Annotated in this window: 27 protein-coding genes; 17 read left to right on the top strand and 10 right to left on the bottom strand. The window is 59.5% G+C overall.

What is annotated here, in order from left to right:
* The first annotated feature begins 179 nt into the window (after positions 1-179).
* The gene (locus HP15_RS01675; RefSeq protein ID WP_041644915.1) at positions 180-1,100 is read left to right on the top strand and encodes a lipase family alpha/beta hydrolase; all 921 of its coding nucleotides are present in this window, start codon (positions 180-182) and stop codon (positions 1,098-1,100) included.
* A 34-nt stretch (positions 1,101-1,134) separates the two neighbouring features.
* Here HP15_RS01675 and HP15_RS01670 read toward each other — a convergent pair whose 3' ends face one another.
* The 4 genes from HP15_RS01670 to HP15_RS01655 are packed head-to-tail and all read right to left on the bottom strand — an operon-like array spanning position 1,135 to position 4,181.
* Positions 1,135-2,457, bottom strand: coding sequence for a tetratricopeptide repeat protein (locus HP15_RS01670; protein ID WP_014575933.1), 1,323 nt, complete (start codon positions 2,455-2,457; stop codon positions 1,135-1,137).
* Between the two features lie 53 nt (positions 2,458-2,510).
* The gene (locus HP15_RS01665; RefSeq protein ID WP_041644913.1) at positions 2,511-2,885 is read right to left on the bottom strand and encodes a hypothetical protein; all 375 of its coding nucleotides are present in this window, start codon (positions 2,883-2,885) and stop codon (positions 2,511-2,513) included.
* Entirely contained in the window at positions 2,882-3,583 is a 702-nt protein-coding gene (locus HP15_RS01660) for an anti-sigma factor family protein (protein ID WP_014575931.1), read from the bottom strand. Before HP15_RS01660 ends, HP15_RS01665 begins: the two co-directional genes overlap by 4 nt.
* A gap of 10 nt (positions 3,584-3,593) precedes the next feature.
* Positions 3,594-4,181 carry an RNA polymerase sigma factor gene (locus tag HP15_RS01655; protein WP_008173164.1) on the bottom strand — a complete coding sequence of 196 codons (588 nt, stop codon included), beginning with the start codon at positions 4,179-4,181 and terminating at the stop codon, positions 3,594-3,596.
* Between the two features lie 224 nt (positions 4,182-4,405).
* On the opposite strand from HP15_RS01655, the gene HP15_RS01650 reads away from it, so the two are divergent.
* The gene (locus HP15_RS01650) at positions 4,406-5,341 is read left to right on the top strand and encodes a DUF4382 domain-containing protein (RefSeq protein WP_014575928.1); all 936 of its coding nucleotides are present in this window, start codon (positions 4,406-4,408) and stop codon (positions 5,339-5,341) included.
* A 59-nt stretch (positions 5,342-5,400) separates the two neighbouring features.
* On the opposite strand, the gene HP15_RS01645 is transcribed toward HP15_RS01650, so the two are convergent.
* Both HP15_RS01645 and mrcB read right to left on the bottom strand, forming a co-directional pair.
* Complete coding sequence (locus HP15_RS01645) at positions 5,401-5,997, bottom strand: tetratricopeptide repeat protein (RefSeq protein ID WP_014575927.1); 597 nt, start codon at positions 5,995-5,997, stop codon at positions 5,401-5,403.
* Positions 5,994-8,324 carry a penicillin-binding protein 1B gene (mrcB, locus tag HP15_RS01640; protein ID WP_041646075.1) on the bottom strand — a complete coding sequence of 777 codons (2,331 nt, stop codon included), beginning with the start codon at positions 8,322-8,324 and terminating at the stop codon, positions 5,994-5,996. The genes HP15_RS01645 and mrcB overlap by 4 nt, the downstream gene beginning before the upstream one ends.
* A 157-nt stretch (positions 8,325-8,481) precedes the next feature.
* Here mrcB and HP15_RS01635 point away from each other — a divergent pair, with 157 nt between their 5' ends.
* Genes HP15_RS01635 through HP15_RS01625 form a run of 3 tightly spaced genes read left to right on the top strand, consistent with a single transcriptional unit; the run spans position 8,482 to position 10,809 of the window.
* Positions 8,482-10,032: a bifunctional aminoglycoside phosphotransferase/ATP-binding protein gene (locus HP15_RS01635; RefSeq protein WP_257903198.1), complete on the top strand. Its 1,551-nt coding sequence runs from the start codon at positions 8,482-8,484 to the stop codon at positions 10,030-10,032.
* Between the two features lie 40 nt (positions 10,033-10,072).
* Positions 10,073-10,441: a pentapeptide repeat-containing protein gene (locus tag HP15_RS01630; protein WP_014575923.1), complete on the top strand. Its 369-nt coding sequence runs from the start codon at positions 10,073-10,075 to the stop codon at positions 10,439-10,441.
* Positions 10,438-10,809, top strand: a complete 372-nt coding sequence (locus HP15_RS01625) for a Rieske (2Fe-2S) protein (protein ID WP_041644911.1) — start codon at positions 10,438-10,440, stop codon at positions 10,807-10,809. Before HP15_RS01630 ends, HP15_RS01625 begins: the two co-directional genes overlap by 4 nt.
* Here the strand turns inward: HP15_RS01625 and sfsA are convergent.
* On the bottom strand, positions 10,793-11,524 hold the full coding sequence (gene sfsA / locus HP15_RS01620; RefSeq protein WP_014575921.1) for a DNA/RNA nuclease SfsA: 732 nt from the start codon (positions 11,522-11,524) through the stop codon (positions 10,793-10,795). The two genes, HP15_RS01625 and sfsA, sit on opposite strands and share 17 nt — an antisense overlap.
* 179 nt (positions 11,525-11,703) lie before the next feature.
* Between sfsA and dksA the strand changes: the two genes are divergently transcribed.
* From dksA to pgi, 11 genes are all read left to right on the top strand, one after another.
* Entirely contained in the window at positions 11,704-12,144 is a 441-nt protein-coding gene (gene dksA, locus HP15_RS01615; RefSeq protein ID WP_014575920.1) for an RNA polymerase-binding protein DksA, read from the top strand.
* A gap of 61 nt (positions 12,145-12,205) precedes the next feature.
* The gene (gene gluQRS, locus HP15_RS01610) at positions 12,206-13,078 is read left to right on the top strand and encodes a tRNA glutamyl-Q(34) synthetase GluQRS (protein WP_014575919.1); all 873 of its coding nucleotides are present in this window, start codon (positions 12,206-12,208) and stop codon (positions 13,076-13,078) included.
* Between the two features lie 50 nt (positions 13,079-13,128).
* On the top strand, positions 13,129-13,305 hold the full coding sequence (locus HP15_RS22260; RefSeq protein ID WP_008173184.1) for a hypothetical protein: 177 nt from the start codon (positions 13,129-13,131) through the stop codon (positions 13,303-13,305).
* Entirely contained in the window at positions 13,295-16,258 is a 2,964-nt protein-coding gene (locus HP15_RS01600) for an ATP-binding protein (protein ID WP_014575918.1), read from the top strand. Before HP15_RS22260 ends, HP15_RS01600 begins: the two co-directional genes overlap by 11 nt.
* Positions 16,259-16,265: 7 nt before the next feature.
* Positions 16,266-17,669, top strand: a complete 1,404-nt coding sequence (locus HP15_RS01595) for a sigma-54-dependent transcriptional regulator (protein WP_008169641.1) — start codon at positions 16,266-16,268, stop codon at positions 17,667-17,669.
* 469 nt (positions 17,670-18,138) lie between these two features.
* Positions 18,139-18,348 carry a hypothetical protein gene (locus HP15_RS01590; RefSeq protein ID WP_008169646.1) on the top strand — a complete coding sequence of 70 codons (210 nt, stop codon included), beginning with the start codon at positions 18,139-18,141 and terminating at the stop codon, positions 18,346-18,348.
* Positions 18,341-19,708 (top strand): polynucleotide adenylyltransferase PcnB, encoded by a 1,368-nt coding sequence (pcnB, locus tag HP15_RS01585; RefSeq protein WP_041644910.1) that lies wholly within the window; start codon positions 18,341-18,343, stop codon positions 19,706-19,708. The genes HP15_RS01590 and pcnB overlap by 8 nt, the downstream gene beginning before the upstream one ends.
* A complete protein-coding gene (folK, locus tag HP15_RS01580; protein ID WP_014575916.1) occupies positions 19,705-20,202 on the top strand; it encodes a 2-amino-4-hydroxy-6-hydroxymethyldihydropteridine diphosphokinase in 498 nt (165 codons plus the stop codon). Before pcnB ends, folK (HP15_RS01580) begins: the two co-directional genes overlap by 4 nt.
* Before the next feature lie 59 nt (positions 20,203-20,261).
* Complete coding sequence (gene panB / locus HP15_RS01575) at positions 20,262-21,056, top strand: 3-methyl-2-oxobutanoate hydroxymethyltransferase (protein ID WP_008169652.1); 795 nt, start codon at positions 20,262-20,264, stop codon at positions 21,054-21,056.
* On the top strand, positions 21,053-21,901 hold the full coding sequence (gene panC / locus HP15_RS01570; protein ID WP_014575915.1) for a pantoate--beta-alanine ligase: 849 nt from the start codon (positions 21,053-21,055) through the stop codon (positions 21,899-21,901). The genes panB and panC overlap by 4 nt, the downstream gene beginning before the upstream one ends.
* A 22-nt stretch (positions 21,902-21,923) precedes the next feature.
* On the top strand, positions 21,924-23,585 hold the full coding sequence (pgi, locus tag HP15_RS01565) for a glucose-6-phosphate isomerase (protein WP_014575914.1): 1,662 nt from the start codon (positions 21,924-21,926) through the stop codon (positions 23,583-23,585).
* On the opposite strand, the gene folK (HP15_RS01560) is transcribed toward pgi, so the two are convergent.
* Together folK (HP15_RS01560) and folB are read right to left on the bottom strand one after the other, a co-directional pair.
* Positions 23,568-24,092 (bottom strand): 2-amino-4-hydroxy-6-hydroxymethyldihydropteridine diphosphokinase, encoded by a 525-nt coding sequence (gene folK, locus HP15_RS01560; protein WP_008169659.1) that lies wholly within the window; start codon positions 24,090-24,092, stop codon positions 23,568-23,570. The two genes, pgi and folK (HP15_RS01560), sit on opposite strands and share 18 nt — an antisense overlap.
* Positions 24,092-24,448 carry a dihydroneopterin aldolase gene (gene folB, locus HP15_RS01555; RefSeq protein WP_041644908.1) on the bottom strand — a complete coding sequence of 119 codons (357 nt, stop codon included), beginning with the start codon at positions 24,446-24,448 and terminating at the stop codon, positions 24,092-24,094. Before folB ends, folK (HP15_RS01560) begins: the two co-directional genes overlap by 1 nt.
* Positions 24,449-24,588: 140 nt before the next feature.
* Between folB and plsY the strand changes: the two genes are divergently transcribed.
* The gene (plsY, locus tag HP15_RS01550) at positions 24,589-25,179 is read left to right on the top strand and encodes a glycerol-3-phosphate 1-O-acyltransferase PlsY (RefSeq protein WP_014575911.1); all 591 of its coding nucleotides are present in this window, start codon (positions 24,589-24,591) and stop codon (positions 25,177-25,179) included.
* 3 nt (positions 25,180-25,182) lie between these two features.
* Here the strand turns inward: plsY and tsaD are convergent, their stop codons facing one another.
* On the bottom strand, positions 25,183-26,238 hold the full coding sequence (gene tsaD / locus HP15_RS01545) for a tRNA (adenosine(37)-N6)-threonylcarbamoyltransferase complex transferase subunit TsaD (protein WP_014575910.1): 1,056 nt from the start codon (positions 26,236-26,238) through the stop codon (positions 25,183-25,185).
* Positions 26,239-26,401: the final 163 nt, after the last annotated feature.

Below are 26,401 nucleotides of genomic sequence, written 5' to 3'. Positions count from 1 at the left end.
AATCTCTACCGAGATGCTCTGACGGCACCAATCTAACAAACACAAAAATCAAGTCAGCGCACGGAAGCACTCGGTCTGCCTACAGGTAGATGCAGTACGAGCAGGAAGTCTCTGGAGCAACCCGTTAGGTTGAGCCGCAGTTTGAATAACAAACACAACATCAAACTGTAGGAACGACAATGAAACTCTGGATCCAAGCAATGGCCCTGGCCCTGACTGTGGCCTGGTCGGCCCCCTCCGCCGCCTGGTGGTGGGACTCTACCCCTTCAAACTATACGGACACTCGCTACCCGGTTGTGCTGGTGCATGGCATGTTCGGCTTTGATTCGATTGCCGGCGTGGACTACTGGTACGGCGTCGCCGAGGATCTCCGCAAATACGGCGCCGATGTCTACACCACTCAGGTGCCCGCCCTGGACAGCACCATTGCTCGCGGTGAAGCGCTTCTGCCGCAGGTACAGGCGATCGCCGCGGTGCACGGCAAGGTCAATCTGATTGGCCACAGCCACGGGGGCCCCACGGCCCGTTACATCGCCAGGGTGCGGCCGGATCTGGTCGCCTCAGTGACGTCCGTCGGCTCGCCCCATAAAGGCTCGCCGGTCGCCGACCTTATCTACGGATCCCCTGCCGAAAGCCTGGCGGCCAGTCTGGGGAATGCATTGGGCGGGCTTATCGATCTGCTGTCCGGTGGCGGTTATAACCAGGACCTGCGGTCAAGCCTGGAATCCCTCACCACTCAGGGCAGCGCCGAATTCAACAACTTTGCCCCTGCCGGGATTCCAACCACCGCTTGCGGTGAAGGCGCCTACTCGGCAAATGGTGTCCGCTTCTACTCCTGGGGTGGCACCGGTGTTCTGACCAACGTACTGGATCCGTCCGACGCGTTGTTGGGAACCACCAGCCTCGCCTTCGGCTTCAGCCAGAACGACGGTCTAGTAGGCCGCTGCAGCAGCCGGTTTGGCAAGGTTATCCGGGATAATTACTTCATGAACCATCTGGATGAAGTGAATCAGGCGTTGGGCCTGCATAGCCTCTTCGAAACTGATCCAAAAGCGGTTTTCAAGCAACACGCCAACCGACTGAGAAACGCAGGACTGTAACGGGTAGCCGGCCTTCTGGCCTTGCCATGCAGAGCTAGAAGGCCCCTTCCAGGGTGAACATCAGCGTCTGGCGCTGATAGTCATACTGCGACAGACTGCTTCTGTTATCCCGAACCAGCCACTCCCCCCGGGCCAGCCAACGGCTGTCCAGGGACTTCTCCACCAGCAACCCGATCTCGAGGCGGTTATCTGTTCTGCGACCGCTCTCGCCTTCCCCGGACACCAACTGATGGGCGTCCCGGTATCGACTGTGGCGAACAGAGCCCGTTGTTCCGAATACGATATCTGGCCGCCAGCGGTAGCGACCGGCAAACTCCAGTGTGTGGTGGGTAGGTGAGACACTGATAAACTCACTGGTTGTTTGCAGATCCCGCCGGTCATTGATTTCCAGTGAGTAGTCGCCGTCCAATCGCCAGGGTCCCAGGTACTTCCGCGCATGAACGCGTGCCCGATACCACTGTCCGTCATAGGCCTCGAAGCCTGAACCACCATTCACGGTAGCCGCCGCCAGGGCGATTCCGCACTGATCCGGGGCTACGGGTAGCGAACACTCACGCCAACGATAAAACCCCTCGATGCCGTATCGGGTTTCAAGGGATTCGCTGCCAAACCAGGACTTCACCAACGACACCAGAGCGCCGCGTTCACCTGCAGCGAGGGTCTCAGACCAGGCCAGTCGTCCCTGCAACACCTGAGTGTCGTACTCGTCATCGGACGGATGTTCCCGGGAATAGGCGGCAGCATCGAGGGCAAGCCGTGAGCGGGTACCGACTGGCCGCTCGTAGGTTCCGGCAGCCAGCGCTTCGAGGAACACCCCACCTTCACTCGACGCCGTATCCTCGGGCAGGCCAGCAATATTGGAATCGTAACCGCCAGAGATACCCAGATAGCCGCGAATGGAGGGCTGGCGGGCCAACCGGGGCGATCCACCATCCAGTTTATTCAGTTGCGCTCGGGCCAGTGCCCGGATTTTATCCGGAGCGCTCTCGGCCGAGGCCTGCTCGAACCAGCGACGGGCTTCGGCAGACTCCTCCGTGGCAAGCGCGACCAGACCGAGGTTATAACGCGCCAGGGCGCCATTGGAGCCGTCGAGCAAGGAACGGAAGGCAGATTCAGCGGCGCCATAATCGCCCAGCTGATAGCAGACAACACCGAGGTTATAGAAAAGCGAGGGAGATCTCAGGCCAGCATCAACGGCTCTCTGGAAGCGCTGTTTCGCGGCGTTCAGGTCTCCTGCTTCAAAGGCTTCAACGCCGGCACGGAAATCCTCCATGCCGGCTTTCGTTTCAGCCGCCTGAAGAATCATCGTGGGCATTAACAACAGGATCAGGGACAGGGCGCGCCAAAATACCAGCAAACAGGTTTCTCCGGATTAATCCACGCGGGGCAGGTCCGGTTATGTATCCGGTTTCAGCGATCCAGCCCTGGTGCATCCGGCAGCTCTGGGCGTTCCGGCCGCTCCGGTAACTCAGGCTTACCCTTGATCAGCTCCCGGGATTGCCTGGCTTTTTCGGACATGGACTCACCAAACTCGCGCCCCCTTTCTCGGGCTTCACTCGCCGCATCCAGCCCGCGAGAGCCAGACTCACCCGGATTCTCGGGTTTTTCGACAGCGCGGGGCAACTCGATTTCCCGCACGACCGAATCGGTGAGTTCTGCGTCGTCAGTCACCATGCGCATGGTAACATCCAGATCATCATTAGCCAGTGTTGTCGCCGGGACCCAAAACCCCAACATCAGCAATCCGACCAGCCTGGCACTCAATACGAACCTGCAACCTGTCATGATTCGGGATCCTCGACCGAGCGTTGTGGATATTCGGGAATCGGGGCCCGAAAGGTTTTCTGGCGATCTCCGGTGTCCAGTCGGGCCACCAACTCACCGGCACCGGGAAAGAGGAGCTTCAGGGGCAGCGACAAAACGTTCTCCCCGGCATTCAGGCTCACCTGCCAGCTAAGCTCCCGATGCCCTGGCCAGGAAGCCAGTTCCACATTCGGTGGCAGCTCAAGGGTAAGCGTAACGTTTTCCAGAGCCTCACCCGAACGGAAGGCAAGGCGCACGGTTTTCTCAACAGGTTCGGCAATCCCGTTTGCCGACTCTTCAGCGGCACTCTCCGAGGACGCCGAGGACACGACAACAGGCTGGGCGCTGTCAGTCACATCATCGGGCTGGAACAGAAAGCCCAGGCCGATACCCAGGGCAAGAGCCGCCGCAATGGCGCCACCCAGTGCCCCGTGACTCCATCCGGACTCCGGTTTGGCTTCGCCTCGGGCAGAGGACAAAACACGGCTGTGAAAATCAGGGGAAGGCCCAGGGACTCTGAATTGCTCCTGCAACGCCCGGTTCAGAGACCGCTCCGAGGCAAGCCTCTCTCTGCACGACGTGCAGGCAGCAACGTGCTCCTGCACCCGGTCACGGGCGGGGGCGGAAAGCTCATTGTTGATGTAGGCGGGTAGATCCACCCGGATTTCATTGCAGGACATTGTCTTCACCTCACTCCCCCACACGTCCGGCCGGCTCGGTTGGTTCCAGCTCCCGCTGCAATTTCTTTCGCAGGGCGGCCCGACACCTGTGCAATCGCGATTTCACGGTTCCCAACGGGATGTCCAGCACCTCCGCGATGTCTTCCTGGCGCCAGCCGTCCACATCATGAAGCAACAAAAGAGTTCGCTGATCGGGCGTCAGAGTCATCATGACCCGATCCAACGCCGGTCCAAGGCGCGACTGCTCCAGTTGCAGATCCGGGCCAACACTGTCGGATTCGAGGCTGTCCAGCCAATCGGCCTGGCTTTCACTGCCGACCAGCTCCGTCAACGGGCGGTCACTCTGTCGGTTCTTACGCCGCACCTGATCAATAAACTGCCTGTAGAGCACCCGATTCAGCCAGGGCCTTAGCTGGTCAACGCTTTCCAGCTCATCAAGCTTTGGGAATAGCTTGACCACCACATCCTGAACCAGATCCTCAGCATCCTGTTGCTGACCCGCCAGACGGTAAGCAAACCGGTACATCGCATCCAGATGAGGCCGCACCAGAGCGTCAAAACGCCGGGACTTCGAGGGCTTGAAAGGAAAAATTGCCAAAGCCGTTGTTTACCTGCGTGGGTTCATGCCAGCGGCGCAGTCTATCTCAAGTCGCCGGGCTGATGCATTGGCCGCGTTCCCGATCTGACGATTCACCGGTTGCCCGGACATTAGGGAACGTTAACAAAATTTCCGGAACTCTGCCCTCTACCGCAGCGTGAGGGTGGAGTCAGGTAGCGATGTTGCTTCGCTATGAGTCCAGCAAATAAACCTTGGAGGTTTATATGAAACGTTCGGTTCAACTTATTGCCATTTCAACTCTTGCTGCGGGCATGGCGGCCTGTGGTGGCAGTGGTAGCGACAGTTCAGCGTCCTCGGGCACCGGAACAGTGTCCTTTGGTATTACCGACGCTCCGGCCATGGACCTGAGCAATGTCACCATTGCTTTCACGGAAATTCGTTTAAAACCCGAGGAAGGACAATGGGTGGAATTTCCCCTTGAAGGCTTCGAACAGGTGAATCTGCTGGATCTTCAGGGTGGCCTGAGCGAACCTCTGATTACAGATGAAGAAGTACCTGCCGGCACCTACACCGAGCTTCGACTGATTGTCGACACGGATAATTCGTTTGTGAAGCGCGAATCTACAGGCGACAGCGAGTACTCACTGGCAGTTCCGTCTGGCGAGCAAAGTGGCCTCAAGCTTAAGGGTGAATTCCTGGTGGCCGCAGACACAACCACCAACTTCACCATCGACTTTGACGTGCGCAAGTCCATCGTCGACCCTCAGGGTAAGGCCCTGGCCGACTATATGCTGAAACCGTCCCTGAGACTGGTCAACAACCTTGAGGTTGGCTCTATCAGTGGCCAGGTCGATGTTGCCCAGATAACGTCCACCCGTATGGCGGATGAGAATCTGGCTGATTGTCAGTACACCGGTGCTGTTTACGTCTTCTCTGGTGAGAATGCCGAAACCTCAGACCTGAACGTCAACAATGAGGAAGGCAACCCTCTAATGATCGTGCCGGTTGAGCTCGATGATGAATCTAGCCTCTACAGCTATACGGCAGCATTCCTGCCAGAGGGTAACTACACCATCAGTTACAGCTGCCAGGAGGACAACAACGAGGAGGATGACAACCTTGACTTCGAGGGAACACAGAGCCTTGAGGTTGTTGCCAACCAGACAACCGAAGCCGAGCTGATTCCTCTCGTCGAATAAGCACCTGTCCTGGCAGTCGGTCGCTGAACAACAGGGACCGACTGCCAGGCAAGAAACAGTTAGAGTGCGGCGGCCCTTTCCTCGGCCTGATCCGCACCTGCCACATTACCTCGAGCCCGGCGAATATCCGCCAGCAACAGCCAGCCGGCTCTCTGCAGCCGAATATCACTTCCCGCCAGGGACAACCCCTTCAAGGTGAACTGCTCCGCTGAGCCCAACTGATTGCCCGCCACATAGGCCTCGGACAATTTGAAATACACCTCGGCAGATCGGGGGGCGATCCGCTGTGCGCGTTCGAGGCGTGCGATAGCGCCAGAGACGTTACCTTGGGCCAACAGCTGATCGGCCTCACGTACCAGGCTGAGCGCCGCCGGTGAGAGCCCATCCCCGGTTTCCCGATAGCTAGGGGAGCTGGACCGGGCCGGTTCCCGGGTTTCCGGAGCCGCCGTTTCCGGAGCCGCCTCTGGCTGTTCGCTCTTGCGCCACACGGGGGCTTCGCTTTCTTCGCTATCAGTACTGGTTCTGGGTGGTTCGGGCGCCTTGGCCGGCTCACTGCCGATCGGCACGTAGATTCCACCTCCTGGCCCGGAAGCACAACCAGCCACGGACAGCAGCGTGGCGATCAGGGCAGTCCTTAACGAAAGTCGGTCAATCATTGAAACAGTCCTTCAAACCAACCCCGGATTCGACGTTCCAGAGTTCCGGAGCATGAAATTGTCTGCGTGGGTTCACTGCCAGCAATGTAGGGCAGCAGACGGGCATTGTCGCAGTATTCGTCTGTGAGTGCCTGCCGCTCCGAATTCACCCAGTGATAACTGACCCCGTCGGGTACCACCGGCGAGAAGCCGTGCTGGGGAACCTGCGCCATAAACCTCGACCACACCGGCAGAGCGCCACTGGCCCCGGTCAGTGAAGTTGGCCCGTTATCATCCCGCCCAACCCAGGCCACCGCAAGCAGGTCGCCACTGAACCCGGCAAACCAGGAGTCCCGACCATCATCGGTGGTGCCGGTCTTGCCGGCAAGACTGAGCTCTTCAGGCACAGTGTAATAGGCAGAGCGTCCTGTCCCCTCCTGCATGGTTTCCTGCATGGCGTATTGCACCAGGTGCACGGCGGCGGGATCGGCCACTTGCTCAACTTCAAGACTGTAACGGGATAGCGCCTCACCGCCGGCGTCCGTGACTTCACGGATCGTGCGCAGCGGCGTATTGAAGCCGGATGTCGCCAGCCCCTGATAGATCTGCGCCACGGTCACCGGGCTCATGGAAACCGAGCCCAGAAGCATCGAAGGATAACGGGAAATCGGGGTATCGACTCCGAACGCTGTCAGCGTCTCCTGCACCCGATCCACTCCGATATCCAGCCCGACACGCACGGCAGGCAGGTTGTAAGAGTGGGACAGGGCCTTGTGCAGGGGTACTTCGCCCCGCTCCTCGCCATCGTAGTTCTTGGGCTGCCAGCGTTTGCCATCGTCGAATTCCAGGGTAAAGCTCTTATCCAGCACCGGTGTGGTCAGGGTATACCTCTCCGGCTCCTGCAACGCCGACAGATAGATAAACGGCTTGATCAACGACCCGATGGGACGGTTGGCATCCAGTGCCCGGTTGAATCCAGCAAATTGCGGGTCCCGGCCACCCACAAGTGCCAGCACTTCCCCGGAATCCTTCGCAGTGACTACCAGGGTGGCTTCCAGCGCCTCGGCATTCTGCCCACCGCCCAGCCTCGGAAGGGTATCGGTTACCGCATACTCTGCCGCGTACTGGATCGCCGGGTTCAGGGTCGTGAAAATCCGCAAACCTTCACTGCGCAGATCCTCCTCCTTGTAATCGCGGGCAAGGTGTCGCCGGACCAGATCGATATAGGCCGGGTACCGATTTTCCGAATACGACGGGCGCTCACTGACGCCCAGCGGCAATCCACGCGCCCTGGACGCGCGCCCCGGCTCAATGAGGCCGGCCTGTTCCATTTCAGAAATCACCAGATTCCGCCGCTCGGTTGCGCGCTCCGGGTGGCGGCGCGGATTGTAGTAACTGGGGCCTTTGACCATGCCCACCAGCAACGCGATCTGGTGCACATCCAGATCCTTGAGGGATTCGCCAAAATAGAACTGGCTGGCAAGACCGAAACCATGAATGCTGCGCGTACCGGCTTGTCCGAGGTAGACCTCGTTCAGATAGGTTTCGAGGATATCGTCTTTTTCATAGTGCAACTCCAGGAGCACCGACATCAGGGCTTCGTTGGCCTTTCTCACCAGCGTCTGCTCTCGAGTCAGGAAGAAGTTTTTCACCAATTGTTGGGTCAGCGTGCTGCCACCCTGAACGATGCGCCCGGCCTGGATGTTGGCAAGCATGGCCCGGCCAATAGAAAGTGGCGCGATGCCGAAATGGTCGTAGAAATTACGATCCTCCACCGCCATCAGAGTGGTGGGCAACAGGGCCGGCACTTCATCCAGCTGAACCAGCACCCGGTCCTCCTTGTGCGCCGGGTAGATGCCGCCAATCTGCGCCGGCTCAAGCCGCACAATCGGGGCATTATCGCCTTCAATCACCGAAAAGCCCTGAACCCGATCGCCAGATATGATCAGTGAGATCCTGCGCCTGGGTTCATCGCCGTCCGGGAAGGAAAAGCCCCGGGTACTGATCACAAAGCGATTGCCCGTGCGCTGGTAACTGCCGGATTTCCTGCCGTCACCCTTACGGAAACCGGAGAGGCTCAGTTCCCTCTCCAGGGCACCGGCACTGACGCTGGCGCCATCGAAAAGCTCCAGAGGGCGCGCGTAAACCCGGGACGGAACCTCGAAACGCCGGCCCTCGAAACGGGAGGTCACCACGGCATCGAGGTAAACCATCCAGCCAGCCAGCAAAACGAGACCGATGGCACATAACCGGAACATAAAACGCCAGAACCACGGCCGGCGACCATTGTTGGAGGAACGTCTGGAGGGCTTTCGCCTGGGGCTGGAAGATGCTTTGGATTTTTTCATGCCGCGATTATAACGAAGGGAGCGGTGAGGAAGGCAGGCCATCCGTGTGTTATTTCTGTAATCTGCCCGTTATGATAGAGCAAGAAAAATCAATGGGTTCAGGGAACGCGAGGAGAGCACGGTGAGTGAGACATCCCCAGGCAATCTGATTCTGGCCATGCAGAATCCAGACCTGTACGACCATCCTGTCGATGGTTTCCAGGTTATCGAAACTCACATCTCACAGGTGATCCTGACCGGTGACTACGCCTACAAGATCAAGAAGCCCATGGATTTCGGCTTCCTGAACTTCTCCACCCTCGATCGCCGAAAGCATTTCTGCGAGGAGGAGCTCAGGCTCAATCGGCGACTGGCCGACAAACTGTATCTGGAGGTGGTACCCATCACCGGCACGCCCGACAACCCCATCCTCGGTGGGGAGGGAGAAGCCTTCGAATACGCCATCAAGATGCGTCAGTTCGGCCAGGAGCATCTCTTCGATCGCCTGCAGGAACAGGGAAAGCTGACGCCAGAACCACTCACGGACCTGGCCCGTCAGGTCGCGGCCTTCCATGAGCAGCTACCGCCTGTGCCGGACGACAAGCCGCTTGGCACTCCGGAAGCCGTGTTCGCCGCCATGCAGGAAAATTTCGACCAGATCCGGCCGATGATTGACGATTCGGATCTGCTCATGCAGCTGGACAACCTCCAGGCCTGGACCGAATCCACCTTCGAGCGCCACCGGGAGCTGATTGCCCGTCGTCGCGACAGCGGCATGGTGCGGGAATGCCATGGCGACCTCCATCTCGCCAATATCACCCGCTTCAAGGACGCGGTAACGGTTTTCGACTGCATTGAGTTCAACGAACCGTTCCGCTGGATCGACGTGATCAACGATCTCGCGTTCCTGTTGATGGATCTGGAGTCCCGTGGGGAAAGCGCCCTTGCCAACCAGGTGCTCAATACGTATCTGGAATACCGCGACGACTTCGAAGCCCTGCCCTTGTTGCCGCTTTATAAGGCATACCGGGCTATGGTGCGCGCCAAGATCGCCCTGTTTACCATGGGGAACCCGGGGCTCACCGATGCTGAAAAAGCCGACTTGATGCAGCGCTATCGAGCCTACGCCCAGCTGGCCGAGGATTACGGCACTATTCCGAATCACTATCTGCTGGCAACCACCGGGCTGTCCGCCAGCGGCAAGACCTGCGTCAGCGCCGCCATGGCCAATGAACTGGGGCTGATACGCCTGCGCTCCGATGTCGAGCGCAAGCGCCTGCACGGACTGGCCCCACTCGACAGCTCCCGCTCACCGACCGGTGGCAATCTGTACACCGAGGAAGCGACAGAGAAAACCTATCAGCGGCTGGCGGAGCTTGCCAGTCACGTTCTGGCAGCCGGTTTCCCGGTGATTGTGGACGCCGCCAGCCTGAAACAGAAAGAGCGGGCCCTGCTGGCATCGATAGCCGAAGATCAGGGTGTGCCCTTTGCCCTGATCCATTGCGAGGCGCCGGAAGATCTGCGCCGGGAGTGGATCCGCAATCGCAAGGGCGATGCCTCCGAGGCAACCGAGGAATTGCTGGACGCCCAGCAAACCTGGTTTGAACCGTTAACCGCGGAGGAGAAGAGCCACACCATCCACCTGCACACTGACCAGGAGCATGTGGCAGAGGCGGTGGCCGACCGGATCCGCCAACATCTGGGTATCCCCGGCGGCAAGGCCGACTAAGAACAACAACTGGCTCCCACTGGCGAGCGCGAGGTTCGATATGGACGATAAAAGCGAACACGAAGTACATCAGATCAGTCACCCGCTCTACGATATTCTTCGTAGCGAAGACATGCAGGCGTTCAATGCTGAAAAGGCAAAGCTTGCAGAGTTACCCAGTTTCGCCCATGGCGATTTCCGGGGTCTGGATCTCAGGGGAATGGATGCCAAGGGGCTGGATTTCCGCCACGCCTACTTCCGGGGCGCCGACCTGCGAGGTGTCGACTTCTCGAAATCCAGAATGGAAGGCTCCAGTATTGCCAGCGCCAAGATTTCCGGCTGCTATTTTCCGCATCGCCTGGACGCCGATGAGATCGTCATGTCCCTGAATCACGGGACCCGCATGCGATACACGATCTTGCCGAAATGAGCAGCGTCCCGCATACCTGGCAGCCCGTCTGTCCGGCCTCCAAGCTGACACCGGGCCAATTCGTGGAATTCCGGCTCCGGGAGAAGGCCCGGGAGCCGGCAGGCATGCCGCTGACCGGGTTCCTGTTTCTGGACGGTGGCACGCCCCGCGCCTACCTGAACATCTGCCCGCATCTGGGCGTTGAACTGAACTGGATGCCCGGCCGGTTCATGGATTCCGACAACCTGTTTATCCAGTGTTCCACCCACGGCGCCCTGTTCAAGCCCTCAGACGGCGAATGCATTGCCGGGCCCTGCCAGGGCGATGCGCTCACCCAGCTGGACCTGCGGGAGCGGGACGGCCAGATTGAGGTCAGACTTCCAGAATAACGGGCACCGATTCGGTCAGGGTCAACACACCTGTTGGCGTGCCGTCGCTCTCGCTCAGATCGGCACGATAGGCGATCACTTCCACGCCAGCATCGCAGGCCTCCCGCAGTAATTCACCGTATTTTCGATCAATATGGTCCGCCGGGCGAACGGTTTGAATGCCGGTGTGATTCACCACGAAAAACAGCACCGCGCGATCGCCCTGCTCAACCTGGGCAATCAGCTCCCGCAGATGCTTCTGGCCGCGCTCGGTCACCGCATCGGGGAAAAAACCCTGAGCATCTTCCGCCAGCGTGACATTCTTGACCTCCACCCAGGCATCGGCCGCGGTGTCATGGCCGGAAAGCAGCAGGTCGATCCGGCTCTTCTCCGAACCATACTTAACCTCGGCGCGGCACTCGGAATAGCCGGCCAGCTCCACCACGGTGCCGGCCTGCACGGCCGCCCGGGCCTGGCTGTTCGGCCGGGCGGTGTTCACGCAGGCCAGTTGCCCGGGCGAGGTTTCCACCAACTCCCAGGTGTACTGGAGTTTGCGCTTGGGATTATCGCTATGGCTAAGCCAGACTCGGGCATCCTCCGGCTGACAGCCAAGCATGGAGCCGGTGTTCGGACAATGGGCCGTAATTTCTGAACCATCCGGCAGACGCACGTCTGCCAGAAAGCGTTTGTAGCGGCGGATAAGCCGGCCTTCAACCAGCGGTTCTGGAAACTTCATGTGATCTCCGTACAAAAGTCGATGTCACAAGGCTGGCACCCCCGTGACTAATCTGCTATTTTCCGCAAATTCCCGTTTCAGGACGAATGCTTCATCCAGGGTACAACCGCGCAGCCACGGGGGCTCACGCGGAGGGAAGCAAACCGTTCTTGTGAAGTACAAACAAGAGGCCGGGTTCAATGGCAACTACTGCAGAACAACCACGCGAACGTTTTACCAACTTCACCCCCTATGAAATGAAGAAGGGTGAAGAGTACATGAGTGCGGATATGCTCCAGCACTTCAAAGATCTGCTGCTGCAATGGAAGCAGGAGCTGATGGAAGAAGTCGACCGCACCATGCACCACATGCAGGAAGACGCCGCAAATTACGCGGATCCCAGCGATCGCGCAACCCAGGAGGAAGAATTCAGCCTGGAGCTGCGTACCCGCGACCGAGAGCGGAAGCTGATCAAGAAGATTGACCAGACCATCGACCGCATCGACAAAGACGACTATGGCTTCTGCGATCAGTGTGGCGTGGAAATCGGTATCCGCCGTCTGGAAGCTCGACCAACAGCCACCCTGTGCATCGACTGCAAGACACTGGCCGAGATTCGCGAACGCCAGACCGGCATCTGAGTCTACTACGCAACAGCTGCCGGCTGGGGCTTTTCCCAGCCCCGCCGGCTGACTGACCGCCATGAACAACCCTCAATACCGGGGCAGGTTTGCGCCCTCTCCGACAGGCCCGCTGCACTTTGGCTCCCTCGTTACCGCACTTGCCAGCTTTCTGGAAGCCCGCAGCCAGGGCGGCCAGTGGTTTATCCGCATTGAAGACCTGGATCCTCTGAGAGAGCCGCCGGAGGCGACCGGCCAGATCATTGCCAGCCTTGACGCCCACGGGCTGTTTCCCGACGAGCCGGTACGCTTTCAATCCAGACGTCACGACGCCTATCAGCACGCCGTTAACCGGCTGCTTGAAAGCGGCTACGCGTATCGCTGCCGGTGCTCGCGCAAGGAATTGCAGGCCAATGAGGGGCGCCACCCGAACCAGTGCCGCACTCGCACAAAAATTGACGGTGACCGGCCATTCGCAATCCGCTTTGCCCTCGAAGACGAAGACTGCCACTGGCAGGACCAGCTGCTGGGACCCCAGCACCAGACGGTGCAAGCAGAGCTTGACGATCCGGTCATTCTCCGCAAGGAGGGGTTCTACGCCTATCAACTGGCGGTGGTGGTCGATGACATTGATCAGGGCATCACGGACGTGGTGCGTGGTTCGGATCTGCTGGACATGACGGCGCAGCAGCAACAGATTTATCGTGCCCTGGGTGCTCTTCCTCCACGCTGGCTTCACATCCCGGTCATACTCAACGAGCAGGGTCAGAAGCTGAGCAAGCAGACCCATGCGCCAGCGCTTGATGATGACAAGCCTGTCGACAACCTGTTCATGGCGCTCGTTGCCCTTGGCCAGAACCCGCCTGCCAACCTTGCCAGCGGTTCGCTGGATTCGCTGCTGGAGTGGGGCCGGAGTAACTGGCGACGGGGCGCCATCCACCTGACATCCCGGTGAGGGACATGGTATAAAGCCCTTCTCACACCTCAGCGCGGATAGCATGCCTGATGTATATCTACCGTCTGGTCTTCCTGTTGGTACTGGCCATCTATATCTTTTCGCCCAACATCCTTGACTGGTGGACTTCGCCGGGAAACGTCTGGTATAGCCCCTACCTTATCTGGGCCGGGCTGATCGCCATCGGTTTCTGGCTTGAATGGCGGCGGGACCCCAATGAGTTTTAGTCCCTCCGGCCTGCTGCTCGCCAGCCTCCTGTATCTGATTCTGCTGTTCGGCATCGCCTGGTTTACCGAAAAAGGCATGGTCCCCCGGCGCTGGGTTCGCCACCCCCTGGTTTATGTGCTCAGCCTGGGCGTCTATGCCGGCATATGGGCGGTCTACGGCGCGGTTGGTATGGCCGCCGAATCCGGCTACGGCTTTCTGGCTTACTATCTCGGCATCAGCGGCGCTTTCCTGCTGGCGCCTGTGCTTCTGAACCCGGTCATGAGGATCGGACGCGCCTATCAGCTCACGTCCCTCGCCGATCTGTTTGCCTACCGCTACCGAAGCCAGTGGGCTGGCACCCTGGTCACCCTCTGCTCCGGCGGGGCCATTCTGGCCTTGCTGAGCATGCAGATACAGGCCGTCGCCACCTCTGCCAGCATTCTTGCGCCGGACACATCGCCTGCGGTAATCAGCGTGATGTTCAGCTTGATCGTGGTGCTTTTCGCCATGCTATTCGGGGCAAGGCGCGACCAGAACTCGGAAAACCATCAGGGGCTGGTGCTGGCCATTGCTTTTGATTCGCTGGTGAAACTTGTGGCATTGCTGGTGCTCGGAGGCGTCATTCTCTTCGGGGTCTTTGACGGCATGAGCGGACTGGAAAGCTGGCTGGACAACCGGACGTCGCCAGCCACAACCATGACCCTGAGCATTGACGACGGCAGTTGGCGGGCACTGATGCTGATGTCCTTTGCCGCTGCTCTGGTACTGCCACACATGTACCACATGACCTTCAGCGAAAACCCCTCGCCCAAGGCCCTGGCAAAAGCCAGCTGGGGCCTGCCACTCTACCTGTTGCTGCTCGGCCTGCCGGTGCCCCTGATTCTCTGGGGAGGCCAGGAGCTGGCGGTGACCACAGGGCCCGGATTCTTTGCCATCGGGGCAGCCCAGGCCATGGAAAGCCCGGCACTGACACTGCTGATGTACATTGCCGGGCTGTCAGCGGCCAGCGGCCTGATGATCGTCAGCACCTTGGCACTGGCGGGCATGGCGCTGAACCACGTGGTGTTGCCCCTGAAAACCCCGAAAGACCAGGGCGATATCTACCGGTGGCTGCAGTGGATCAAGCGCCTGCTCATCGCCGTGATCATTTTCCTGGCGCTGCTGTTTCATGAAGTTGTCGGCAAAAACCTCGACCTGTCCATTCTCGGCGCCATTTCCCTCTCCGGCACTTTGCAACTGCTGCCCGGCGCCCTGGGCGTGATTTACTGGCCCGAGGGCAATCGCCGCGGCCTGATCGCCGGCCTTGTTGTCGGGCTGGCCATCTGGGTGGTGACGCTCGTGCTGCCATTCTCGCACACGGCCAATCTGCTGGCCTGGCTGGATGCGCCACTGATACCGGACTACAGCAACTGGCATATCTTCACGTTCGTAAGCCTGACTGCCAACATTACCGTGTTTGCGCTGATTTCCATCCTCAGCACCAGCACCAGTGAGGAGAACAGCGCAGCCCAGGCCTGCTCACTGGGCGCACTGTCCCGTCCGCAACGCCGTGAATTGCTGGCCACGTCCTCCAGTGACTTTGTGAGACAGTTAGCGGAGCCGCTGGGCTACGGTGTGGCGCGGCGAGAAGTGGAGCGGGCACTGGGCCAGTTGAAACTGCCCAATGTGGAGTATCGGCCGTACCAGCTCAGGCGACTGCGCGACCAGGTGGAAATAAACCTGTCTGGCCTGCTCGGCCCCTCCGTAGCCCGGGACATGGTCAAGCGCCATCTCGGCTTCAAGCCCATGGCCCAGGGCGGCACTGCCCAGGACATCCGCTATGTAGAACGCGCCCTCGGCGACTACCAGAACCGATTGACCGGCCTGGCCGGCGAGCTGGACAACCTGCGCCGGCATTACCGCCAGACCCTTCAGAACCTGCCGATTCCTGCCTGCTCCGTGGGCGAGGACGGTGAAATCCTGATGTGGAACCACGCCATGGAGGCGCTCACCGGCATCACCGCCGATGACGTGGTCGGTGCCAGGCTTATGGCACTGCCCGAGCACTGGCACCTGCTGCTTGATGACTTCAACCGTGGCCCGGACCTGCATCGCTACAAGCACCGGCTGGACCTGCGTGGCAAACCCCACTGGCTGAACCTTCACAAAGCGGCCCTGAGCGGACCGGACCACACCGAAGGTGGCAGCATTATCCTGGTGGAGGACCAGACCGAAACGCGGCTCCTTGAGGACGAACTGATGCACAGCGAACGGCTGGCATCGGTGGGAAGGCTCGCCGCCGGTGTCGCCCACGAGATCGGGAACCCGGTCACCGGTATCTCCTCCCTGGCCCAGAACCTGAAACTGGAAACCGACAACCCGGACATCCTGGACACCGCGGACCAGATCCAGCAGCAGACCCGGCGCATCTCTACCATTTTGCAGTCGCTGATGAACTTTGCCCGCACCGGCAATCATGCCCAGGCCAACCGGTACGAGCCGGTAGCGATTCATCGCTGTGTGGAAGAATCGATCAACCTGCTGTCGCTCAGCGACAAGGGCCTGGGCATTCACTATGTCAACGACTGCCCGCCCTCTTTGCAGGTGCTGGGAGATGAGCAGCGTCTGGTCCAGGTATTCGTCAACCTGCTGGCGAACGCCCGCGATGCCTCACCGGAAGGCGGTACCATCCGGGTCAGTGGAAAGGGCGATGGCTACTCCGCTATCATCGAGGTGGTTGATGAGGGCTCCGGTATTCCCGGGGATCAACTCGATCATATCTTCGAGCCGTTTTACACCACCAAGGCTCCCAACAAGGGAACCGGTCTTGGCCTGTCGCTGGTGTACAGCATTATTGAAGAGCACTATGGCAACGTTCAGGTGGAAAGCCCGGCTAATGCCGACACCGGCCGCGGAACCTGCGTGAGGCTGAGATTGCCAGCCTACGAACCGGAAACCGGCACTATTGCCATCAGCCAGAACCAAAGGTCTTGAGACTGTTATGCCTCGCATTCTGATCGTGGAAGACGAAGACATTATTCGCTCGGCAGTGCGCAAACTGTTGTTGCATGCCGGCTATGAGGTCGCCGATGCGGCCTCCGTTGAGGAAGCCGAACAGAACCACGAACCCGATCAGTTCGATCTGATCATTTCCGACCTGCGCCTGCCAGGCGCAGCGGGCACCGAACTGATCAATCGCGCACCCAACACGCCGGTGCTGATCATGACCAGCTATGCCAGCCTGAGATCAGCGGTGGACTCCATGAAAATGGGCGCCGTTGAGTACATCGCCAAACCGTTTGATCACGATGAAATGCTGGCCGCGGTCGAAAACATTCTGGCCCGGAAACCCGCCGGCCGGAACTCGGGTGACGACTCGGCACCAGCCCTGGAAACGCCGGAAAGCAGCGATCCTGCCAACATCATGTTCGGCCAGTGTGAGCCAATGCAGAGGGTGTTCACGCTGATCCGTAAAGTAGCACCGACAGAAACCACTGTCCTGATCCAGGGCGAATCAGGAACCGGCAAGGAGTTGGCGGCCCGCGCCCTGCACCTGCTCAGCCCGCGCGCTGCCAAGCCGCTAATTTCGGTCAACTGCGCGGCCATCCCCGAAAGCCTGATTGAATCGGAACTGTTCGGCCATGAAAAGGGCGCTTTCACCGGCGCGGTATCGGCCAGGACCGGCCTGATCGAGGCCGCCGATGGCGGCAGCCTGTTTCTGGACGAAATCGGCGAACTGCCGGCCGAAGCCCAGGCACGCCTGCTACGGGTTCTGCAAGAGAGCGAGATCCGGAAAGTCGGCTCCACCCAGAGCCGTACCGTCAACGTGCGGATGATTGCCGCCACCCACCGAAACCTCAAGGCCATGACGCGTACCGGAGAATTCCGGGAAGACCTCTACTACCGGTTGAACGTCATGCAGATCCGCATCCCGCCGCTGCGTGAGCGCCAGAGCGACATCCTGGGACTGGCCCGCCGCTTCCTGAAACGCCAGGGCGAGAGAATGGGCAAGCCCGATCTCAATCTAAGCCCCGAGGCGATGCGCGCCCTCGAACGCCATCGCTGGCCGGGAAACGTACGGGAACTGGAGAACGCCATTGAGCGCGCAACCATCCTGTGTGACGGCGACGTGATCACGCCCTCATTGCTGGACCTGGACAGCGAAGGTAGCGACGAATACATCCCCGAGACTCTCGTGGACGGCAACAACGAGCAGACACATACCCGGGAGGTGGACGCGTCCAACGATCTCTCCCTCGAAGATTACTTCCAGCATTTTGTTCTCGAGAACCAGGACCGCATGAGCGAGACAGAATTGGCCCAGAAACTGGGCATCAGCCGAAAATCGCTCTGGGAACGTCGCCAGCGTCTCGGCATACCCCGGAAAAAATCCTCTGGCAACTGAGTCCGGCATAGTATGAACCCGGGCTCAGTTGTTACCCCATGTTCCTGTCGGTAACACTCCTCACGAAAGTAACGTGACCTCAGTAACACTTAGGTTGAATACGGGGTAACACTTATGGCCTACAAAATCGTAAGACTCTGTTAATAAACGAAATTCAAAAACTGGCACATGGACTGCAACCTATTTGGCGCACAACAACAAAAACAAGAGTGACAAAGCAGCGCCAACAACAAGAACAAAAAGCTGCAGGATGCGTTCGGTAACAAAAACAACAACAGAACGTAAGCGAACTGAGTGTTTTGGGTACTTTGCTTTTTAGTGGTCCCACGGCACGTGCGAGTTGTAGATGTAGAGAAGAATCACCTTCCAGGTGACGCTGCAGCTACCCAAGGCCCGCTCGATGTCTCTGACCGCTCTGTGTATTCAAAGCTTTCCGTTTGCACTGCTGAGATGCCCCTGAAGTGGGGATATGCAGTGGGGTACAAAAACCAAGAAAAATCCCGGCAAAAACAAAAACAATGCAGATCGTCAACGCTTTGAGGGCGGATTCGTGAAAACGGATCCGCCTTTTGATTATCTGGGCTCCGAAACGGTAATCCACGGCAAACGTGTGCAAATCCTGCTCAAACCGTTAAACTCTCGGTTTTTGCTCATCGCAACCACGGATTTCAATGCCTAAACGACTTGTCGACAAACTCCGTTCCTTCATGCCCGGCAACGGAAAAAAGAAAGCCCGCACCTACCAGCGACGGGAAATCCCCAGGGACCAGCACAACGTCTCCCGCTCGGTTATCAGCGAACCCGCCAAGAAAGTTCTGCATCGCCTGAACAAATCGGGCTATGAAGCATACCTCGTGGGCGGCGGCGTAAGAGACATCCTGCTGGGCGGCAAGCCCAAGGATTTCGACATCGCGACCAATGCCACCCCCGAGGAAGTGCACGACCTGTTCCGGAACTCCCGGTTGATCGGACGGCGATTCCGGATTGTCCACGTGGTGTTTGGCCGCGAGGTCATCGAGGTGACCACCTTCAGGGGCAACGCTGCCGAAGCAGACACCGACACCGATGATGACGATCGCAGGACCAGTGAACACGGCCTGCTTCTGCGTGACAACGTATACGGCAACCAGGAAGAAGACGCCCTGCGTCGGGACTTCACCGTCAATGCGCTTTACTACTGCATCCGCGACTTTACCGTAATCGACTTTGCCAACGGGATCGAGGATCTGCGCAACCGCCAGCTGCGACTGATTGGCGATCCCGAGACGCGGTACCGGGAAGACCCCGTGCGCATGCTTCGCGCTATCCGTTTTGCCGCCAAACTCGGCTTTGACATTGAACCGGAGACCGAGGCCCCGATCGGGGAACTGGCCCCTCTGTTAACCCATATTCCGCCGGCCCGCCTGTTTGATGAAGTGCTCAAACTGTTTTCCGCAGGCCATGGCGAAGCCACTTACGACCTTCTGACCCGTTACAATCTGCTGGAGCCTCTGTTCCCGGAGACGGTCAGGGCCATTGAGTCGGGTGAGCCGGACGAGCTGATCCGCCAGGCCCTGAGAAACACGGATGCCCGGATTGCCCAGGGCAAATCGGTCACGCCCTATTTCCTGTTTGCCGCCATGCTTTGGCCGGCACTTCAGGCAGAGTGGCATCGCAGGCAGGACAACGGTGACCCGGTCCAGCCCGCATTGCACGGCGCCATTGGAAAGGTGATTGGCCGTCAGGTGCAGGCAACCTCGATTCCGAAACGATTCTCTGGCCCGATGAAGGAGATCTGGGAACTTCAGATGCGACTGCCCCGACGCCAGGGCAAGCGGGCCTTTGCCACCATGACTCATCCACGGTTCCGGGCCGCTTACGATTTCCTGCTGGTTCGCGAGGCGTCTGGTGAGATTGAGCCCGGGCTTGGCCAATGGTGGACCGAGTTCCAGCAGGAAGATGAACGGGGCCAGGAGCGAATGCTCTCACAACTGAGCACCGACGCCCCCAAGAAGCGGCGGCGCCGCCGCAAACCGGTCAAACGCCCAGCCCAGCAATGATGACAGACGTCTTTATCGGTCTTGGCAGCAATCTGAAAGACCCTGCAGCCCAATTGGCCCGGGCAGTCTCGGCCCTGGCCAACCTGCCGGAGACGGTACTGGTGGCCCAATCGCCCTTTTATGCCAGCCGCCCGGTCGGCCCCCAGGACCAGCCTGACTTCGTCAACGGCGCGGTATGGCTCAGAACCTCCCTGCTACCACACCAACTGCTTGACGAACTGCAGAACGTCGAACAACAGCATGGCCGGGAGAGACTTCGCCACTGGGGACCCCGAACGCTTGATCTGGACATACTGATCTTCGGCGATCAGATGTTGGACGACGAGCGCCTCACCGTACCTCATCGGGAACTGCGGAACCGGGACTTTGCGCTCCAGCCTCTGCTGGACCTGAAGGCCGGCCTGACTCTGCCCGGCGGCACACCGATTGCCAAACTGCGTAGCCAATGCCCCGACAACGGCTTGCGCAAGCTTCCACCGGCGGATTACCCTTAACACTTCAATGCCGATACCCCGGCACGCCCAGGCCCATCCACCCAAAAGGCAAGGATTCTATGGCTGTTACCATCAATACCCTGCGTGAGTTCAAGCAGAAGGGCGAAGCCTTCGCTGCCCTTACCTCCTATGACGCCACCTTTTCCCAGGTGGTCAGTGAAGCGGGCGTTCACGTAATCCTTATCGGCGACTCCCTCGGGATGGTGCTTCAGGGGCATGACAGCACCCTGCCGGTGACCATGGACCAGATGGTGTATCACGTCAGCTGCGTGGCCAAAGGAAACCGTGGGTCCCTGATCATGGCCGATATGCCCTTCATGAGCTACGGCACGGTCGAGTCTGCCCTGGAGAACGCAGCGGAACTGATGCGCGCGGGCGCGCACATGGTAAAACTCGAGGGCACGGACTGGATGAAAGAAACCATTACCGCTCTGACTGAGCGCGCCGTGCCCGTATGCGCACATCTGGGCCTCACGCCGCAGTTCGTCAATAAATTTGGCGGCTACAAGGTCCAGGGCCGTGACGAGAAAGCGGCGGAGATGATGATTGAGCACGCCTGCGAGCTGGAAGCCGCCGGCGCCGATGCCATCCTGCTGGAGTGCGTTCCCGCGCCGCTGGCGGCACGCATCTCCCAGGCCGTCAAAGCACCGGTCATCGGGATAGGTGCCGGGCCAGACACCGACGGACAGATTCTGGTATTGCACGATATGCTGGGCATTACCACTGGCCGTAAGCCACGATTCGTCAAGAACTTCCTGGCAGAAACAGATTCGGTACAGGAAGCCCTCCAGGCCTACGTGAAAGCCGTAGGCGAGCGCTCATTCCCCGCTGAGGAGCATACGTTCAAGGCATGAGAACCGTACATTCTTTGAAAGAATTGAGAACCATCCTCCGCGGCTACCGGCAGCAGGGCAAAACCATCGGCCTGGTACCCACCATGGGCAACCTGCACGAGGGCCATATCTCACTCGTGCGCAAAGCAGCGGAGATGGCGGATGTGGTGGTTACCAGCATCTTCGTGAACCCGATGCAGTTCGGAGCCGGCGAAGATCTCGAGACCTACCCGAGAACCCTGGCTGAAGACCAGGACAAGCTCGCCTCGGCCGGTAACACACTGGTATTCGCGCCCTCCGCCGAGGAAATCTATCCGGAAGGGCTGGCAAGTCAGACCCAGGTGGTCGTGCCGGATGTCAGCGACGGCCACTGTGGCGCCAGTCGCCCGGGTCACTTTGAGGGCGTAGCCACGGTGGTCACCATGCTGTTCAATATGGTGCAGCCGGACTTCGCTGTATTCGGCGAGAAGGATTTTCAGCAACTGGCCGTGATCCGGAAAATGGTCCGGGATCTGATGATCCCTGTGGATGTGGTGGGCGGCCCCACGGTGAGAGAGGACGACGGCCTGGCGAAAAGCTCGCGCAATGGTTACCTGACGCCCGAGGAACGGCAGATTGCGCCAGCGGTCTACCAGACGCTGCAGGCCACTGCCGACAAGATCACCGATGGTCGTACAGACTTCCAGGCCCTGGAAAGCGAAGCTGAGCAGAGTCTCGGGGACGCAGGGCTCAGGCCGGACTACTTCAATATCGTCAACAGTCAGACACTCAAACCGGCCACGGCTGAGGATCGGGAGATTACCATCCTGACGGCAGCTTTCCTGGGCACCACCCGCTTGATCGATAACCTGTCCCTGACCCGATAAGCCAACAGAAAAGGAACCTCTGATGCCCGCACATCCTGAAGTACTGACCTCGAAACCCGAATGGCAGACACTGAAGGAGCAACGGCAACGCCTGGACGGCGTTCTCATGAAGGACCTGTTCAACCAGGATCCCGGGCGGGCAAAGCGTTATTTCATTGAAGGCGCAGGGCTGTCACTGGATTTTTCCAAGAATCGGATCACTGACGACGTGCTCGACACGCTTCTGGCGCTGGCCAGCAGCTGCAACCTGGAAGCACAGCGGGAGGCCTTGCTCAGCGGAAAGAGAGTCAACGTTACCGAAGATCGCCCTGCCCTGCACACGGCATTGCGCAACCCGGGAACCGACGCCATCACCGTTGACGGCGAAGACGTGGTCGCCGAGGTGCAGCGCACCCTGCAACGCATGGAAACCCTGGTGGAGGATGTGTTGGGCCAACACCGCACCGGGTACACCGGCAAGCCTTTCACCGATGTGGTAAGCATCGGTATCGGCGGCTCCTACCTGGGCCCGAAGCTGGTTGGCGAAGCCCTTCAACCTTACGCCCAGGCCGGCATTCGCTGCCATTACGTGGCCAACATTGACGGCACCGAGATTTGCGAGGCTCTGCGCCAGGTCAATCCCGAAACCACTCTGTTCCTGATCCAGTCCAAGTCATTCCGCACGCAGGAAACCCTCGAGAACAGCAAAGTCGCGAAACAGTGGTTTCTGGATCATTGCGGGGATGAACAGGCGGTCTCGCAGCATTTCATGGCCGTGACGGCCAATGTGCCGGCGGCGCAGGACTTCGGTATCGATCCGGAGAACGTCTTCCCGATGTGGGACTGGGTCGGCGGCCGTTATTCACTGTGGTCAGCCATCGGCCTGCCCATTGCCTTTAGCGTTGGCATGACCAACTTCCGGGCCCTGCTGGCCGGCGCCCATGCCATGGACCAGCACTTTCGTGAAGCGCCGCTGGCAAAGAATCTGCCGGTGGTTATGGCCATGCTGGGCATCTGGTACACCAATTTCTGGGGTGCCGAGACCCACGCGATACTGCCCTACGATCATTACCTGCGCAGCCTGCCAGACCACCTCCAGCAGCTGGATATGGAAAGCAACGGCAAGAGCGTTACGCAAGCGGGCGCCCCACTCGCCTGGCAGTCCGGCCCGGTCATCTGGGGCGGCGTCGGTGCCAATGGCCAGCACGCCTATCACCAGCTGATCCACCAGGGCACCCGCCTGATTCCGGCGGACTTCATCATACCTCTGAAAACCCACAATCCGGTGGCCACCCATCACGCCGACCTGTTTGCCAACTGCCTCAGCCAGTCCAGGGCCATGATGGCCGGAAAATCACTGGAAGAAGCCAGGGCCGAGCTGAAAGCCGAAGGACGGGATGAAAGCGAGATTGAACAGCTTGCGCCACACAAGGTAATCCCTGGCAACAAGCCAAGTAACACGCTGACCATGGAGAAGGTGACACCCGAGACTGTGGGCGCGTTGATCGCGCTCTACGAGCACCGCACCTTTGTGCAGGGGGTTATCTGGGACGTGGATTCGTTTGACCAATGGGGTGTGGAACTCGGCAAGCAACTGGGTAAAGGCATCCTGCCGCGGCTATTGGGCGAGGAAGATGGCACCCAGGCCAGCGACAGCTCGACCGATCACCTCATCGAGCTGTTCCGCTCAACCGGCAGCGTGTGAAATCTGCCGACCCTGCCAGCTGAAGCCCACCGGCCAGAGCTTCTGGCCGGTGTCGTACTCCCGCCATAGCTGGCCATAGGTTTTACCGCACACCGGGTGCTCTGCTTCAGGCGCTATGTCGGCCAGTGGCCGAAGCACGAAAGCGTTTTTCAGGATTTCACCCCTTGGCAGTTCAACGCCATCGATGCGCCCGACGGCACTGCCATAGGTGAGAATATCGAGGTCCAGCGTTCGCGCACTGAATTTAGGCACATCCCGACGCCGGCCGTTGTCCGCCTCCAACTGTTTGAAACGCTTCGAAAGCTCGGCAACCGACAGGGACGTATCCACGCCCACTACGAGGTTCAGGAAGGGCGAGCCATCAAACCCGACCGCTTCGCTATCGTAGACCGGGGAGATGATCAGCTCGCCAAACCATGCCGAGAGCGCATCGAGCGCTGCCCTGACGTAGCGTTCCCTGTCGACATTGCTGCCAATACTGATGTAAACCCGAACGGCCGCTGCCATCACCGGACTCCCCTCTCGATTTGCACACCCACCGCCTGTGCCGTAGGTACGGCCCCCGGCTTGCGTATCGCCAACCGAAGCCACGTGATGCCAAATTCATCCTGCAAGGCTTTGGCGAGCACCTCAGCGCCGTGCTCAAGCAGTTGCGGCCTGAGTGCCTGCAGACAGGTCTCCACCCGAGCACTGACGGCCGCATAATCCAGGGCATCGGCGACATCGTCTGTTCGACCCGGCACCCGGTTATCCCAGGCCATTTCCAGATCGATCACCAGGTCCTGGGTGACTTCCCGCTCCCAGTCATAAACGCCGACCACAGTTTCCACAACGAGGCCTTCGATCAATACAGTGTCTGCCAAGGGTACTCCGGAGTTCTTCCACTCTTTGGTGATTGAATAACGCACAACCAGGGGATACTGTGAAGAGCATGGCCCGCGTTTTCAGGGCGGGCATTTTCGCACATATTGGTTGTATACGTCTTTGCTTCCGAGCCCACAGCATGTTTCCCAGTGATCCGGTTTTAACGGTTTTACTCTGCGCCGCCGCTTACCTGGCAGGCTCCGTGCTGTTTGCCCTGCCGGTCTGCCAACTCTGGAAACTACCGGACCCACGGGCGCAGGGTTCGGGCAATCCCGGCGCCACGAATGTCTACCGAACCGGCGGGTGGCCGCCAGCGCTACTCACGCTTGCGCTGGATGCCGCGAAAGGCTGGTTACCCGTTTGGCTGGCCCATGCCGCCGGTCTTTCCGTAATGGTTCAGGCTGTCGTTGCCCTGTTCGCCGTCACCGGCCACATGATCCCGATCTTCTATCGATTCAAGGGTGGAAAAGGGGTCGCGACAGCGCTCGGGGCCGGTCTTGCGCTGGCGCCGGTCACAACGCTGATGATGGCCGCTATCTGGATGCTGGTGATCTGGCGCTGGCGAATATCCGCCCTCGCCTCACTGATAGCCATTGTCTGCGGCCCGCTGATCAGCGCCTTCCTTGAACCGGAAACCCTGCCACTGTTCGGCCTGCTCGCACTTCTGATCGTGGTTCGCCACCGCAACAACCTCATCCGGCTCGCCCAGGGACGGGAAGCCGGACTTTAACGATCAGTCCACCAGACCGGTTGAACGAGGTTCGTTAATGGGCGGCAGCGTGTTCATTGGCCACCGGGGCACTGCCACAATCCGCTCGCCGTCCTGCTGGCCGGCCTTCATGCGCTGGGCACCGGCGTAGGCGATCATTGCACCGTTATCCGTACAGAATTCCGGCCGGGCGTAGAAAACGTGGGCTTTGAGTTTGTCGGCCATTTTTTCCAGGCCCGCCCGTAACCGTTTATTGGCACTCACCCCTCCGGCTATGACCAGCCGCTTGCAGCCTGTCTGTTCCAGAGCCCGACGGCACTTGATGGTAAGTGTATCGACCACGGCGGCTTCGAAGGCCAGTGCGATATCGGCGCGGGCCTGGTCATCCAGTCCGCCTGCCTTGCGGGCAGCATTGACGGTATTGAGAGTGAAGGTTTTCAGACCGCTGAAACTGAAATCCAGCCCGGGCCGGTCGGTCATTGGCCTAGGGAACCGATAACGACCCTCGTTACCGTTTTCTGCCAAGGCCGCCACCCGGGGGCCACCCGGATAGTCCAGACCGAGCATCTTCGCGGTCTTGTCAAAAGCCTCACCGGCGGCATCGTCCACCGATTCACCCAGCATCTCGTACTCGCCAATGCCATCAACCCTTACCAGTTGGGTATGACCACCCGACACAAGCAATGCGACGAACGGAAACGCGGGAGGATTGTCTTCCAGCATGGGCGCCAGCAGGTGGCCTTCCATGTGGTGCACGCCCAGCACAGGAATGCCCAGCGCGAAGCCCAGCGCATGGGCCACGGAACCACCCACCATCAGGGCGCCCACCAATCCGGGGCCCGCAGTGTAGGCAATTCCCTCTATATCGGCCCGAGCTTTACCGGCATCTGAAAGCACCTGATCGCACAGAGGCAGGAGCTTGCGAACGTGGTCCCGGGACGCCAGCTCGGGCACAACGCCACCGTAATCGGCGTGCATGTCGATCTGGCTGAACAGGGCGTGCCCCAGCAGGCCCGCTTCGGTGTCATACAGCGCTACGCCGGTCTCATCGCAGGAGGTTTCGATACCTAGAATCAGCATAATTTCGGGCCACATTGGTTGGCGGAAATGAAAACGACGCGCATTTTAGCAGAAACCCGAAACCCACTGGCAGATTCATCGAACAAACATTGACCTTGCCATAACGCAGGCGCTATCATTGCCGCCCTAAAATATGCACTGGTCGAGTTTTAGCCAATCTGAC

This window comes from Marinobacter adhaerens HP15 (assembly GCF_000166295.1).
GTDB lineage: Bacteria > Pseudomonadota > Gammaproteobacteria > Pseudomonadales > Oleiphilaceae > Marinobacter > Marinobacter adhaerens.
Note: the sequence above shows the minus strand (reverse complement) of the source record. Positions and strands in the feature narration are given on the sequence as shown.